The 14,090-nt window shown below is 35.9% G+C and carries 13 protein-coding genes; 9 read left to right on the top strand and 4 right to left on the bottom strand.

From position 1 onward, the window contains the following. Positions 1-67: 67 nt before the first annotated feature. Together LUU93_RS20180 and LUU93_RS20175 are read right to left on the bottom strand one after the other, a co-directional pair. Positions 68-1,303: a PQQ-dependent sugar dehydrogenase gene (locus tag LUU93_RS20180; RefSeq protein ID WP_232682957.1), complete on the bottom strand. Its 1,236-nt coding sequence runs from the start codon at positions 1,301-1,303 to the stop codon at positions 68-70. A 154-nt stretch (positions 1,304-1,457) separates the two neighbouring features. Further along, positions 1,458-2,471 carry a zinc-binding alcohol dehydrogenase family protein gene (locus LUU93_RS20175; protein WP_232682956.1) on the bottom strand — a complete coding sequence of 338 codons (1,014 nt, stop codon included), beginning with the start codon at positions 2,469-2,471 and terminating at the stop codon, positions 1,458-1,460. 443 nt (positions 2,472-2,914) lie between these two features. On the opposite strand from LUU93_RS20175, the gene LUU93_RS20170 reads away from it, so the two are divergent. The 7 genes from LUU93_RS20170 to LUU93_RS20140 all read left to right on the top strand — a co-directional run bounded on the left by LUU93_RS20170 (position 2,915) and on the right by LUU93_RS20140 (position 8,633). Next, positions 2,915-3,475, top strand: a complete 561-nt coding sequence (locus tag LUU93_RS20170) for a GNAT family N-acetyltransferase (RefSeq protein ID WP_232682955.1) — start codon at positions 2,915-2,917, stop codon at positions 3,473-3,475. 50 nt (positions 3,476-3,525) lie between these two features. Further along, positions 3,526-4,395, top strand: a complete 870-nt coding sequence (locus tag LUU93_RS20165; protein WP_232682954.1) for a helix-turn-helix domain-containing protein — start codon at positions 3,526-3,528, stop codon at positions 4,393-4,395. Positions 4,396-4,471: 76 nt separating this feature from the next. Then, the gene (locus LUU93_RS20160; protein WP_232682953.1) at positions 4,472-5,521 is read left to right on the top strand and encodes an alpha/beta hydrolase; all 1,050 of its coding nucleotides are present in this window, start codon (positions 4,472-4,474) and stop codon (positions 5,519-5,521) included. Positions 5,522-5,705: 184 nt separating this feature from the next. Continuing rightward, positions 5,706-6,140 (top strand): DoxX family membrane protein, encoded by a 435-nt coding sequence (locus LUU93_RS20155; protein ID WP_232682952.1) that lies wholly within the window; start codon positions 5,706-5,708, stop codon positions 6,138-6,140. 153 nt (positions 6,141-6,293) lie between these two features. Next, positions 6,294-7,130 (top strand): sulfite exporter TauE/SafE family protein, encoded by an 837-nt coding sequence (locus LUU93_RS20150; protein WP_232682951.1) that lies wholly within the window; start codon positions 6,294-6,296, stop codon positions 7,128-7,130. Next, complete coding sequence (locus tag LUU93_RS20145; protein ID WP_232682950.1) at positions 7,117-7,524, top strand: DUF1634 domain-containing protein; 408 nt, start codon at positions 7,117-7,119, stop codon at positions 7,522-7,524. Before LUU93_RS20150 ends, LUU93_RS20145 begins: the two co-directional genes overlap by 14 nt. Positions 7,525-7,610: 86 nt before the next feature. Then, positions 7,611-8,633: an LLM class flavin-dependent oxidoreductase gene (locus LUU93_RS20140; protein WP_232682949.1), complete on the top strand. Its 1,023-nt coding sequence runs from the start codon at positions 7,611-7,613 to the stop codon at positions 8,631-8,633. A gap of 211 nt (positions 8,634-8,844) precedes the next feature. Here the strand turns inward: LUU93_RS20140 and LUU93_RS20135 are convergent, their stop codons facing one another. Next, complete coding sequence (locus tag LUU93_RS20135) at positions 8,845-11,268, bottom strand: TonB-dependent receptor (RefSeq protein ID WP_232682947.1); 2,424 nt, start codon at positions 11,266-11,268, stop codon at positions 8,845-8,847. 214 nt (positions 11,269-11,482) lie between these two features. Here LUU93_RS20135 and LUU93_RS20130 point away from each other — a divergent pair, with 214 nt between their 5' ends. After that, complete coding sequence (locus LUU93_RS20130; RefSeq protein WP_232682946.1) at positions 11,483-12,763, top strand: acetyl-CoA C-acetyltransferase; 1,281 nt, start codon at positions 11,483-11,485, stop codon at positions 12,761-12,763. A 100-nt stretch (positions 12,764-12,863) separates the two neighbouring features. Here LUU93_RS20130 and LUU93_RS20125 read toward each other — a convergent pair whose 3' ends face one another. After that, entirely contained in the window at positions 12,864-13,472 is a 609-nt protein-coding gene (locus LUU93_RS20125) for an FMN-dependent NADH-azoreductase (protein ID WP_232682945.1), read from the bottom strand. Positions 13,473-13,579: 107 nt separating this feature from the next. Between LUU93_RS20125 and LUU93_RS20120 the strand changes: the two genes are divergently transcribed. Continuing rightward, positions 13,580-13,957: a winged helix-turn-helix transcriptional regulator gene (locus tag LUU93_RS20120; RefSeq protein WP_232682944.1), complete on the top strand. Its 378-nt coding sequence runs from the start codon at positions 13,580-13,582 to the stop codon at positions 13,955-13,957. Positions 13,958-14,090: the final 133 nt, after the last annotated feature.

Genomic DNA, 14,090 nt, shown 5'->3' with positions numbered 1-14,090 from the left:
AAACCCTATAATTTTTATTTTTATATAGGGTTTATTTTTTTTTCAGCAATAGATTAACAATTAATAATTATTTCTTATCTATTTTATAAAGTCTTCCCTGATCTGTTACAGCATATAAAGCACCGTCAGCACCTTGTGTAATATCTCTAAAACGCTGGCCTTCACCTGCAAGAAGCCTTTCTTCACCAGCCACTTTATTATTTTTTATTACAAGTCGGGCAATGTGGGTTCCGCTTAATGAACCTATGAACAGATTATTTTCCCACTCTGGCACACGATTTCCGGTATAGAAAGTCATACCACTTGGAGAAATCACAGGATCCCAGTAATAAACCGGCTGTTCCATTCCTTCTTTTTGCTGAATAGCATCGCCAACAACTTGTCCGCTGTATTCAATTCCGTATGTAATTGTCGGCCAGCCATAATTTGCTCCTGCTTTAAGACGGTTAATTTCATCGCCGCCTCTTGGCCCGTGTTCGCTCAGCCAAATTTCTTTCGTAACCGGATGCACAGCAAGTCCCTGCGGATTTCTATGTCCATAAGTATATATTTCAGGAAGAGCATTTGTCCCGCTAAAAGTTGGATTTCCAGCTGCAGGCTGTCCGTCTTTTGTAATTCTGACTACTTTTCCAAGACTTGACGTTAACGATTGTGCCAAAGGCCTTGTTTGTAATACAGAACGCTCTCCCGTACTTACAACAAGATTTCCGGTTTGGTCAAATAGAATACGTCCGCCATAATGTAAATCACTTGGATTTGCAGGACTTGAACGATAAATTACTACAGCATTTTCTATTGTTTTTTCGTCGTTTGCCAATTTTCCTTTTGCAACAGCCGAAATATTTCCGCCTGTTACAGCCTCAGAAAACACCCAGTAAACCATTCTGTTTGTTCCAAAATCAGGATCAAGGCATAAACCTAATAAACCTCCCTGATTAGCAGGGTTTACTGCCGGCAGACCTGTAATTGGTGCACTAACCACTCCGCCGGTTGTAACGATACGTAATGTTCCCGTTGTTTTTTGAGTTACCAGAAGCCGGCCGTCAGGAAGAACTTTCACGCTCCACGGGCTGGTAAGCGCCGATGTAATAATATCGGCTTTAAATTCTGTATTGGTAGTCATTCCATTAATTCTGGTCTGACCTGAAAAAGCAGGTTTATATTGTGAATTTGCTGGATTAGTTTCTACAGGATCAGTTACTGTTCCGCCTCCATTTTCAGGGCTGCCATTGTTATCATTATTGTTGCAGCTAAAAGCAAATAATACCCCCGAAAGCATGAAAATATACTTTAAATTTTTCATAGTAGTCATTGATTAAATTAATTTGGGTTATAGCTAGTAAATATCAATAATTAAAAATGGAATATTTTATATAATTTAAGGGTAGACTTACAGAATTTTTATTAAAAAATCCCATTTCTTTAAAATGAGATTTCTTTAATTCCTAAAAATACTTTTAATATTTAATCGCAATTTTGCCAATCGTTTTTCCAGACTCTAAAAGCTGATGCGCTTTTTTAAGATTCTCAACAGAAAGTCCTTTGTAGGTTTCTTTTAAAGTCGTTTTTAAAACACCATCGTCTAATAAATCGGCAATTTTATTCAAGATATGATGCTGTTCGATCATATCTTCTGTTTGAAACATCGAACGTGTGTACATCAATTCCCATGAAAATGAAACACTTTTGCCTTTCAGTTTATTTAAAGCAACAGGTTCAGCGCTTCCGGTAATAGAGGCAATGTGTCCTTGAGGTTTAATCAGTTCTGCCATAATATCCCAATACGCATTCGTATCAACAAAATCTAAAATAAAATCTACATGCTGGAAACCAGCTTCTCTAACAGAAGAAATTAAATCTTTATGATCTACAACAAAATCGGCACCCTGCTTCTTGCACCAATCAATAGTTTCAGGACGTGAAGCGGTTGCAATTACCGTTAATCCTGCAATTTTTTTTGATAGCTGAATGGCGATAGAACCAACACCGCCGGCACCTCCAATAATCAAGATTGATTTTCCTTTGTCTTTTTCAGGATTTATTCTAATTCTGTCAAAAAGAATTTCCCAGGCTGTTAAACCTGTTAACGGAATAACGGCAGCTTCTGCATTGGTTAATGATGTTGGTTTATTGCCTGCAATTCTTTCGTCAACAATTTGAAATTCTGCGTTGCTTCCTTGTTTCGTTAAATCTCCGGCGTAATAAACCGGATCACCAACTTCAAATAAAGTTACTTTTTCGCCAACTGCCTGAACAATTCCCACAGCATCCCAGCCAATAATTTTTGGGGTTTCAAGAACGATATCTTTTGCACCGCTCTGGCGAATTTTAAAATCGACCGGGTTTACGGAGACTGCATCAATTTTTACTAATAAATCGTGCGCTCCGGGTATTGGTTTCACAGTTTCAAATTCAATAAAACTGTCTTTTTCTTCTATAGGTAATGATGATTTGAATCCTATTGCTTTCATCGTTTTTTAAATTTTGGTTTAAAATATACTAACAAAGATACGCGCTGTTTGAATCTTATAATTGGTATATTTTTATAAAATATCGGTACAAATTTTTCAATGTGATTTATTTGTTCTCTCGCAGATTTTGGCAGATTAGCAGATATTTTTATTTATCAGCTTAATCTGCAAAATCTGCGGGAAACATATTTTTAAAATAAATCTCTTTCAAATAATAGAACTGGTATGTTTTTATTTTATATTGGCAGAAATTCGGCAGTTTTGTTTAAACACATAGAAACATAGATTTTTAATTCTTGAAAAAGGGATATTAAAAAAAACTCGTTTTTTCACACATAGCTATGTGCATTGAAAAAGAGTGAAACGCCTTTACATACAAAGAAAAACTATGTTTCTATGTGTTTAAAAAACTTTAAATTTGCTTCACAAAAAATCTCTTTAAAATGAATATCCGTAAAGCCAATATATCCGATTCAAAATACATTGCTCCTATTTTATTATTGGCAATGGAGGACATCATTTACAAGTTTATTGCTAAAAAAGATTATGCTGCTGCAAAAGACTTTCTTCAGTATTTTGTAGAAAGAGAAAATAACCAATATTCGTATCAAAATTGTTTTGTGGCTGAAGCCGATAGCGAAATCACCGGCGCAGTAAATATTTACAACGGTTCTGATATAGAAGAATTACGCACATCAATAATAAAACATGTCAGAACGAATTTTAATCCTGAATTTGATCCCGAACCTGAAACAAGAGCAGGAGAATTTTATATCGATTCATTAGGTGTAAATCCGAATCATCAGGGAAAAGGAATTGGTTCAAAAATACTTCGGTTTTTAATTGCCGAATATGTTCATAAAAACAAACAGACATTAGGATTATTGGTTGAAGAAGATAATCCGCTGGCAAAAAATCTCTATTTAAAACTCGGATTTAAAGTTGTTGGAGAAAAAACTTTGGTTGGGAAAAAACTCGAACATCTACAAATAAGTCCAAATTAAAATTCGCCTCTGCCAAAGAAAATTAGTATTTTTAAACCAAAACAGGCTCGATGAACCACCAAATATTTGAATCGAATTATAAAAAACTGGGATTTTTAATTCTAAATCGGGAAACTGTTGAGGAAATTAATGGTGATGGTTACAAAGTTTATATTAAGGTCTTGTATTTACCCGAAGATTATGAAATAACAATTGATTTTAAACAATATAGAACTTACAGCCCTTCCCTGTTTTTTATAAACAGTAATCAATATTTACAAATTAATAAAGAAGGAAAAAAGCAAGGTTATTTCATGTATTACAACCGTGATTTTTATTGTGTGCAGATTCATGATGCCGAAGTTGCCTGCGACGGATTGTTATTCAATAATATTTTTGAAATGCCAATGACAACGCTGCCTGAAAAAGAGGTTTTATTTGTAGAAAGTATATACAGTCAGATTCAGGAAGAATTTGACGCTCCCGATTCTTCTCAGGAAGAAATGATCCGAACGTATTTGAAACAGCTTATTATTAAAGCAACCCGAATCTGGAAAATACAGCAGTTGGGTGTTTTGAATGATGAACCATCAAAGGAAATGGATTTCTTTAGAGATTTCAGCCGATTGGTCGAAATTCATTTCAGAACCAAACATACTGTTGCCGATTATGCAGATATACTGGGCGTTGCACCCAAAACGCTTTCGAACAAATTCAATCGTTTAGAACTTTCGCATCCCAACGATATTATTAAAGACCGCATTATTCTGGAAGCCAAAAGGCTTTTGGGGTATTCTTCATTAAGTGTCAAAGAGATTGCCTATCAGCTCGGATATGAAGATCCGGCTTATTTTAACCGGCTTTTTACCAATAAAGTTGGCGATACTCCATCAAATTTTAAGAAAAAATACCTTCAAGGGAAAAATGTACAATTAGAATAGACTTTTGTCTATTTTTACAGCCTTATTACCACCATATCTTTGTCCTATCAAATTATAAATGATAAAAACAAAAGATATGAAAACTATTAAAGTATTACAACAGGGTTTATTTATTGCAGCATTGTTAATTGTAAATACAATTGCTTCAGCACAAGAAAGACAATTTAAGGGACAAAATGACCCGGAAATTTTTACAGAAGTCAGAGGCTTTTTAAATGCATTAAATTCAGGTGACGGAAAACCTTTAGAACAATTATCTATTACAGACGCACGTAACGTATTAGTTGGTGCACAAAAATCTGTAGAAGTTGATTATTCTGGTATCGAAGAATCTGAAAAAGTAATTTCTCAAAACGGTTTAAAAGTAAAAATTCATATTACAAAACCTAAAGGCGCAAAAGCAAATGCTCCGGTATTTATATTTATTCACGGCGGCGGATGGGTTTTAGGAGATTATCCAACGCATAGAAGATTAGTGAGAGATTTAGTTGTAGAAAGTGGTGCAGTTGCTGTTTTCCCAGATTATACACCTTCTCCTGAAGCTAAATATCCGGTTGCAATCAATGAAATTTATGCAGCAACGCAATGGGTAGCCGAAAATGGAAAAGAAATTGATGTAGATGGTAAAAACCTGGCTGTTGTGGGGAACAGTGTTGGAGGAAATATGTCTGCAGCAATTACTTTAATGGCAAAAGATAAAAAAGGTCCTCATATTAAACTGCAGGTTTTATTATGGCCGGTAACGGATGCAAATTTTGAAACTGAATCTTATAATTTATATGCCAACGGACGTTTCCTGACTAAAAATATGATGAAATGGTTTTGGGATAATTATCTGCCAGATACTGCTAAAAGAACCGAAAAATATGCTTCACCACTGCAAGCAAGTTTAGAAGAATTGAAAGGCTTACCTCCTGCACTGGTTCAAACTGCCGAAAATGATGTTTTAAGAGACGAAGGTGAAGCGTATGCTAGAAAATTAAACGAAGCCGGAGTTCCTGTTACCTTAACAAGATACAACGGATTGATTCACGATTACGGGCTTTTAAACCCAATTGCAAATGTTCCTGCTATACAAACTGCGGTTCAGCAAGCTGCAATTGTAATTAAAACAACATTGAAATAAGAATTCCATATTTAAAACCAAAAAGGGATAGAATTAATCTTCTAATCCCTTTTTTGGCATTTTATCGTTTATTTTAAACAATTTGACGATCATTCTGCCGTTATTAAAAAATAACCGGACGATTTTTCCTTAATTTTCAAAAGAAATTCGTTTAATGACATTGAAATAAAAATTAATAATCAGAATGAAAAACATAACCATATTAGAAGCAGGTTTAATTTTAAGAATAGTTTTAGCAATCACAATGCTTTCAGCGGTAGCTGATCGATTTGGACTTTGGGGCGCACCCGGTTCAAATGGTGTTGCATGGGGAAATTGGGAAAATTTTGTCGTTTATACACAAACACTTAATTCTTTTGCCAACAAGGCCACAGCAGAAATTTTAGGCAGTATCGCAACTTTCTTCGAAATTTTACTTAGCCTATTATTAATATTCGGTTTTAAAACTAGAATTGCCGCTTTAGGAACTGCCCTTTTACTGTTTCTTTTTGCATTTTCAATGGCTGTTTCAGTTTCGGTAAAAGCGCCTCTTGATTATTCGGTTTGGACGAGTGCAGCGGCCGCCTTATTGCTTGCCAATATCGGAAAAACATCTTTTGCAGTTGATAATAGAATATAAAAATATGTCGCAGTCGCAGTCGCCATAACTTTGACAAAGTTCGTAACTCATAATTCATAATTCAAAAAACATTTTTAAGGCATATTTAAGGTCGTAAACTTATCACGGACAAATATGTATTCGTAAATTAGCAGATACAAAAACATATCTTAAATGACAATACTTACCTTTACTCTGATAATGCTTCTTGGGGCTTTTTTAGCAGGCTTTATTGGTTCATTATCAGGTCTGGGAGGCGGTATAATTATTATTCCACTTCTAACTATTATTCTCGATGTTGATATTCATTATGCAATTGGAGCCGCTTTAGTTTCGGTAATTGCGACTTCTTCGGGTTCTGCGGCGGCTTATGTTAAGGAAGGAATTACTAATATGCGCCTCGGAATTTTTCTGGAAATCGCTACAACCATCGGAGCCGTTTGCGGTGCTTTACTTTCCACCATCGCTCCTACTTCATTCATTGCTGTTTTATTTGGACTTACGTTAATATTTTCGGCAATAAATTCGCTTCGCAAAAAAGAAGAACATATTGTTTTAGAATCAAGTCCTTTGGCAAAAAACTTAAAACTTCAGGGAACTTACCCAACACATGACGGACAAGTGGTAAGCTACGGAACCAAAAATGTTATTGGCGGTTTCAGCATGATGGGAATTGCCGGAATGATGTCTGGTTTACTCGGAATTGGTTCTGGTGCTTTTAAGGTAATCGCAATGGATAATATTATGCGAATTCCGTTTAAGGTTTCTACCACAACCAGTAATTTTATGATGGGAGTTACGGCAATGGCGAGTTCTGTAATTTACATTCAAAAAGGGTATATCGAACCCGGAATTTGTATGCCGGTTGTTATTGGCGTTTTATTTGGCGCAATGGCCGGAGCAAAAATTTTGGTTAGAACAAATCCTAAAAAACTTAGAATATTTTTCGCCTGTTTAATTTTTGTGTTAGCAGTTAATATGGTTTATAACGGAATTAATGGAAAAATCTAAAGTTATGACGCACGAAAAATTTGGAGAAAAAAGTTTTCAAACCATTATTGGGAATTTATTGCGCTATGGTGTTTGGATTTCATTATCAGTAGCTTTTATTGGCGGAATTGTTTATTTAATGCATCACGGAAATGACATTGAAGATTATTCTGTTTTTAAAGAAAATGACCGAAATATATTTGAAGTTATTACAGCAGTTGTTAATGGGGTAATTTCAGGAAGCGGCGAATTTTTGATTTTCTTTGGAATTATATTATTGTTTCTAACCCCTGTTTTCAGGGTTTTACTTTCTCTTTTCTCTTTTTTGATCGAGAAAGATTATTTGTATGTTATTATTACGCTGATTGTTATTCTGATTATTATAACCAGTATTTCATTTGGATTTTCTCATTAATATGTTGCTGTAGGCTTTATGCCGTAAGCTATAAGCTCTCTAAAAAAAGCTTAAAGCGTACAGCCTAAAGCCTAAAGCTAAAAAAAATGGAAATAGGAATCGATAGTTTTGCTTCGGCAATGTATGGCGACAACAATACCCTGAGCGGTGTTGATGCAATGGAACAACTCCTGCAGAGAATTGAATTTGCAGATCAGGCTGGATTGGATGTTTTCGGGATTGGAGAACATCATAAAAAAGAATTTCTGGATTCGGCAACAGCGGTAATTTTAAGTGCCGCGGCTGCAAGAACAAAAAATATACGCTTGACCAGTGCGGTAACGGTTTTAAGCGCTGCTGATCCTGTAAGGGTATATCAAAGTTTTTCCACATTGGATTTGATTTCGAAAGGAAGAGCCGAAATTGTTGCAGGCCGAGGATCTGCTATTGAAGCTTATCCCCTTTTTGGATATGATCTTAATGATTATGATGCACTTTTTAAGGAAAAACTCGAATTGCTTTTGCAAATTAGAGATAACGAGTTTATAACCTGGTACGGAAAATTTCGTCCGGAATTAAATAATCTTCCGGTTTATCCAAGGGCTTTACAGGAAAAAATGCCGATTTGGCTTGGAGTTGGCGGAACTCCCGAATCTTTTATCAGGGCCGGAAGTTTAGGTTTACCTTTAATGGCTGCTATTATAGGCGGACAAACACACCGTTTTAAACCTTTGATTGATTTATATCGCGAGGCCGGAAAAACGGCTGGTTTTAAACCACACGAATTAAAAGTTGGCTTGCATTCGCCGGGATATGTTTCAAATACGACCGAAAAAGCAATTGAAGAATATTATCCGGGTTATGCTGAATTGTGGACAAAATTAGGAAGAGAACGCGGCTGGCCTCCGGTTACACAAGACAAATTCAATGGTTTAATTGATGACCTTGGTGTTTTAATCGTTGGAAGTCCCGAAAGAGCTGCTGAGAAAATTTTACGTCATAGTGAAGCGCTTGGAGGCGTTGAAAGATTTACTTTTCAAATGGATAATGCAGGTCTGACACATTCACAATTAATGAACGCCATAGAACTCATCGGGACAAAACTTATTCCTTTAATTAAAAAAGGGTAATATTTTGTGTGGTTTTGGGACACAGATTACACAGATTAAACGGATTTACGCCGGTTTGTTTTAATCGAATGTATAAATAAAACTGTGAAAACCCGTTTAATCCGTTAAATCCGTGGGCTTTTTTTGCCACAGATTAAACGGATTTTTTATTTTCTTGGAAGATTCAAAAACTTTGAAACTTTGTCTCTTTGAACCTTTGTAACTAAAAAATTTAAAACAATTTATAAGTAACTCCAATTCTAAAGTTAATTGGCTGTTCTGTCTGCCAGTAGTAAGCATTTAACCATTGATAGTAAGAGCCGCTGTAAAGGTATTTGTCTAAGATATTAAATACGTTTCCGGTAACTTTAAATTTACCTGTTTCATAAGATAAACCACCATCAAGTCTAAAATAGTTTGGAAGTTTTTCTAAACCTTCACTCCAGGTATCAGTTTGACGCCCTGCAAGGAAAGAACCTCCAATAGAAGCACCAAAACCTTTAAGCGCACCGCCTTGAACTGTATAGTTTAACCATGCATTTGCAGTATGTTTTGCGTAACCTGGTACAACAGAACCTTCCCTAATACTCGAAACATTAGAATCAAGAACTATAGATTCTGTAAAAGCATAGTTGGCAATAAGGTTAAGACCGTCAAATAATTTTCCTCTTACATCAAATTCAACACCTTCTGCTCTCTTTTTTCCTAAAATAACCTTATATACCTCATTTGGCTTATTATTTGGATCTGAGGTAAGTTCATTTTCTTTTAGAATTCTGTATGCTGCAAGCGTAGTGCTCCATGACCCGTCAAACCAGTCTCTCTTAATACCAAACTCAAAATTACTTCCTGTAAGAGGTTTTATTGGATCTCCATTTTGTGTAATCCCTGATTGGGGTGTAAAAGCCTGATCGTACAATCCATAAATGGCAGTACTTGGATCTATAGAAAAACTAAGTCCGGCACGAGGCGTAATGTGGCTGTCTTCCTGGGTATCTCCCCAAGCTGACTGATTGATCCAGGTATATCTCGCCGCAAGAGTTAATCTCAGTTTATTTTCAAAAAAGCCCAGTTCATCCTGAATATAACTCGCAGCATATTCTGAACTCATACGTCCGCCTGCTCTTTTACTAAGTGGAGTTTCATGATCAAAAGCAGGAAACCCGTTAGATGGCGTACCATAATTTGGATTATATACATTAAATGGATTATCAACTGTATCAAGATCGTGAGATTGTCCCCAATCTGCCATATAATCTTTGTTTCCTAAATCTACTCCCCCTAATACTTTATGAGTAACAGATCCTGTATTAAATTTTCCGTTAACAAAAATCTGTCCTAAGTACATATTGCTTTCTGCATCCCAGATACCAACATTTCTGATTATATCTCCTTCTCCAATAGTTCCTTCCGGAATTCCGTTAAAATCTCTGTCAACATCACCAGGTCCAACAACACCAGGCCAAGAACTGTAACCCTGCTGAATGTATTTAAAGTAAGAAGTCTGTGCAGTAAGTTTCCAGTTATCATCAAACTTGTGTTCGAATGTAAGGTAACCGCTGTGATCCTGAATATTTGTATCAGGCAGTCCCGGCTGTGTCATTGTAAACCCTACCGGAAGTGTTGCATACCCGCCGGATACAGGGCCAAATACATAATAAGAACCAACTTCAGTCATATTTGCATATTGGAAATTATATTCTGCAGAGATTTTCGTTTTATCATCAATTTGATATGAAATTACCGGAGCAATTACATAACGGTTATTGTGCTCATAAGCACGGTGAGAGCCTTTATTCTGAGCAGCTCCGTTAAATCTGTAAAGTAATTTTCCTTTTTTATCTAATTTTCCGTCAAGATCAAGACTTACCCGGTAAAAATCGTAGCTTCCGCCAATTGCAGTGACTTCACCTTTAGTAATTCCGGTTGGCTTTTTAGTAACCACATTATAAAGTCCGCTTGGATCACCGCTTGAAAGCATAAAACCTGCAGGGCCTTTTACAAATTCAATATGGTCAACAAAACTCATATCTTCAGTTAATGGTCCCCAGAAAGAAGAAACCACATTAAATCCGTTACGGAAAGCCTGAATCTGCGAACCACGCATTGTAATATTCGTATATAAATCGCCCCAATGCTCTAAACGTACAGCACCACTCACATTACGAATAACACCGTCGCTCATACTTGTAATCTGCTGATCTTTTAAAGTTTGTCCGCTTACAATTTGTACGTTTTGCGGAATTTCCAACACCGGAGTCTGAAGACGTAATGACAATGAAGGCTTATCTTGTTTGTATTTATTTTTTGTAATAACAACTTCATCAAGATCTTCCTGACTTTCAGAAAGTGCAAAGTTTTTTGTTGTAGTCTGCTTTGAAGTAACTACGATTGTATTTTCAACGGCGTGAATTCCAACTGCACGAATACTAATGGTGTATGAACCCGGCTTAACATTTTTAATTTCATATTGACCATTGTCATTTGTAACTGCCGAATACCTGGTTCCTTTAAGAACTATAGAAACACCTGGTGCCGGTTCATTACCGCTTAAAGAAATTTTTCCGTTTACTTTTCCTGATTCCTGACTCATCGCGTTTAGTGAAGTCAAAAGAACCATCAAAAAACAAACTTTCTTAATGATATTTATACTCATTTTAGTAATATTTTAAGTTTTATTTGGCAAAAGTAATTTCTAATATTCTGTTTTCCAAATTATTTTTAATCATTCTAAATAAAAAGAAGGAATTATAGACAAACACCCTTAAAATAACGTTTAATGAACTAATATTCTCGTTTAAATAACAAATTAATAATAAACTCTGCTTATCTTTAAGCTTAAAATGAATCGTCAGAAATAATTTTTTAAGATGAATACTACCAAAACTGTTAGAAAAGTTGCCATTGTGGGTTATAACCGAATTCCGTTTGCAAGAGCCAACACCGCTTACGCAGAAACTGGAAATCAGGAAATGATGACCGCAGCCTTGAACGGACTTATTGATAAGTACAATTTAAAAGGCCAATTATTAGGTGAAGTTGCCGGAGGCGCTGTAATTAAACATACTTACGACAGCAATTTAATTAGGGAATGTGTTATGAAAACGGCTCTTGATCCTGCTACCCCGGCCTGCGATTTACAGCAAGCCTGCGACACAGGAATAGAAAGTGCTGTTTATATTGCCAATAAAATTGCGCTTGGCCAAATCGAATCCGGAATTGCCGGTGGAGTTGATTCTATTAGCGATATGCCAATTGCAGTAAGTGAAAAATTGAGAAAAACTTTGCTTAAAGCCAGACAGGCAAAATCATTGGGAGAAAAAATTAAATTGTTTTTAAAACTTCGTCCAAAAGATTTTGGCCCTTTAGTTCCACGTAATGAAGAATCTCAAACCGGACTTTCAATGGGCGGACATACTGAAATTACAGCAAAATATTATAAAATTTCAAGGGAAGATCAGGACAATCTGGCGCTTAAAAGTCATTTGAATATGGCAAAAGCCTATGATGAAGGTTTTTTTGATGATATGATTACGCCTTTTAACGGACTTGATAAAGATAATAACCTAAGAAAAGACAGCAGTATAGAAAAACTGGCTAAACTAAATCCTGCCTTTGATAAAGCACACGGAACTTTAACTGCCGGAAATTCAACTCCTTTAACAGATGGTGCCTCCTGCGTACTTTTAGCCAGCGAAGAATGGGCAGAAGAACACGGATTACCAATCCTGGCTTATATTACATTTGCAGAAATTGCGGCGATTGAATATGTCAAAAATCAGCAGAATCTTTTATTGGCACCTTTATTCGCTGCCAGCAGAATGCTTGAAAAAGCCGGATTAAACCTGCAGGATTTTGATTATTATGAAATTCACGAAGCTTTTGCTGCTCAGGTTTTAGCTACTTTAAAAATTTGGGAAAGCCCGGAATTGAGTGCTGAATTAGGTTTAAAGAAAACCCTTGGTGCAATCGACAGGGAAAAACTAAATGTAAAGGGAAGCAGCCTAGCAGCCGCACACCCTTTTGCTGCAACCGGAGGAAGAATAATTGGCGTTATGGCAAAATTATTAAATGAAAAAGGCTCCGGAAGAGGATTTATTTCAATTTGTGCCGCGGGCGGACAAGGTGTCACCATGATTATAGAGAAATAATATTATTGAATTTCATTTTATAAATCTGCCGGATCTGCGTGAGTAATTTTTGCACACAGATTTGGCAGATCCGGCAGATTTTTTAATTTCTCTCCATTTTTTAAAAAGCAAATTCTTCAACAGAAGACAAAGCTTTTGGTAAAGCATTTTCTGCAAAATCAGGAATTGCAGTTCCTTCTACACGGAAAGTGGTAACATCTGTCATCCCCAAAAAGCCTAACACAGCTCTAAGATACGACTCAGAGAAATCGTAGCTTTTGTATGGGCCTTCAGAAAATATAGCCCCGGATGCAATCGATAAGTACACTTTTTTATCTGTTACTAACCCTTTTGGTCCCTCTGCACTATAACTAAAAGTCTTGCCTGCTCTTGCAACCTGATCAATCCATCCTTTTAAAACTGCAGGAATTCCAAAGTTATACAAAGGCACGCCAATCACAATAATATCAGATTCTAATAACGTTTTTATTGCTGCATCAGAATATTTCAATACTTCTGTTTGTTCCGGCGTATGTGCTTCTGAAGGCATATAAACAGCATTAATATGCGCACCAGTCAAATAAGGTAAAGGTGTTTTAGTAAGATCAAGTGTCTGTACTTCAGTTTCTGTTTGTGCTGTTAATTTTTCGATAATAGCATTTGATAATTGATTACTAAACGAAGTGTCTCCTTTTGTGCTGGTAATTATTCGCAGAATTTTCTGGCTCATGGTTTAAATTATTTGTTTTACGATACAAACTTATCTACATTTACTATCTCTTTTATAGTACTATCCTCAAGGATAGCACTATCCTTGAGGATAGTAACGTGATAAATATGGAAACAGAAGTAAAAACTCAAAAAATAGACGAAAAAAATTACAGGCCACAAGAATGCATGGCGGCACTGCTGCCAGTAAGAGATGCTTTGGAAATTTTAAGCGGAAGATGGAAACTGCCCATTTTAATTGCTTTGTCTGACAGGCCAAAACGTTTCAAAGAAATTTCTAAAGACATCAACGGAATTACAGATAAAATGCTTTCTAAAGAGTTGAAAGATCTTGAAATAAACAAACTTGTTACCAGAACTGTTTATGATACTTTTCCGCCAACAGTCGAATATTCACGAACAGAACACAGCAAATCTTTAGGAGAAGTTATTATGGCCTTAAAAGACTGGGGAACTTTACACAGAAAAGAAATCATCGGAAAATAAAAAATATCCGAAAAGACAGAAGATTGTTTTTTTATAAAGCCGCAGATTAAAATGATTAAAATGATTTAAAAATCTGCTTAATCAGTAAAATCTGCATGAAACAAAAACTTAGCGAATCTGCAGTCCCGATAGC

Source organism: Flavobacterium soyae, assembly GCF_021245985.1.
GTDB lineage: Bacteria > Bacteroidota > Bacteroidia > Flavobacteriales > Flavobacteriaceae > Flavobacterium > Flavobacterium soyae.
The sequence above is the reverse complement of the archived record's forward strand: the minus strand, read 5'-3'. Positions and strand labels throughout refer to the sequence as shown.

Excerpts from the sequence above, each read along its gene's own strand:
- LUU93_RS20155 (WP_232682952.1), top strand. The coding sequence starts at position 5,706 with ATGAAAAACATAACCATATTAGAAGCAGGTTTAATTTTAAGAATAGTT.
- LUU93_RS20145 (WP_232682950.1), top strand. The coding sequence starts at position 7,117 with ATGGAAAAATCTAAAGTTATGACGCACGAAAAATTTGGAGAAAAAAGT.
- LUU93_RS20150 (WP_232682951.1), top strand. The coding sequence starts at position 6,294 with ATGACAATACTTACCTTTACTCTGATAATGCTTCTTGGGGCTTTTTTA.
- LUU93_RS20130 (WP_232682946.1), top strand. The coding sequence starts at position 11,483 with ATGAATACTACCAAAACTGTTAGAAAAGTTGCCATTGTGGGTTATAAC.
- LUU93_RS20175 (WP_232682956.1), bottom strand. The coding sequence starts at position 2,471 with ATGAAAGCAATAGGATTCAAATCATCATTACCTATAGAAGAAAAAGAC.
- LUU93_RS20170 (WP_232682955.1), top strand. The coding sequence starts at position 2,915 with ATGAATATCCGTAAAGCCAATATATCCGATTCAAAATACATTGCTCCT.
- LUU93_RS20125 (WP_232682945.1), bottom strand. The coding sequence starts at position 13,472 with ATGAGCCAGAAAATTCTGCGAATAATTACCAGCACAAAAGGAGACACT.
- LUU93_RS20120 (WP_232682944.1), top strand. The coding sequence starts at position 13,580 with ATGGAAACAGAAGTAAAAACTCAAAAAATAGACGAAAAAAATTACAGG.
- LUU93_RS20165 (WP_232682954.1), top strand. The coding sequence starts at position 3,526 with ATGAACCACCAAATATTTGAATCGAATTATAAAAAACTGGGATTTTTA.
- LUU93_RS20160 (WP_232682953.1), top strand. The coding sequence starts at position 4,472 with ATGAAAACTATTAAAGTATTACAACAGGGTTTATTTATTGCAGCATTG.
- LUU93_RS20180 (WP_232682957.1), bottom strand. The coding sequence starts at position 1,303 with ATGAAAAATTTAAAGTATATTTTCATGCTTTCGGGGGTATTATTTGCT.
- LUU93_RS20140 (WP_232682949.1), top strand. The coding sequence starts at position 7,611 with ATGGAAATAGGAATCGATAGTTTTGCTTCGGCAATGTATGGCGACAAC.
- LUU93_RS20135 (WP_232682947.1), bottom strand. The coding sequence starts at position 11,268 with ATGAGTATAAATATCATTAAGAAAGTTTGTTTTTTGATGGTTCTTTTG.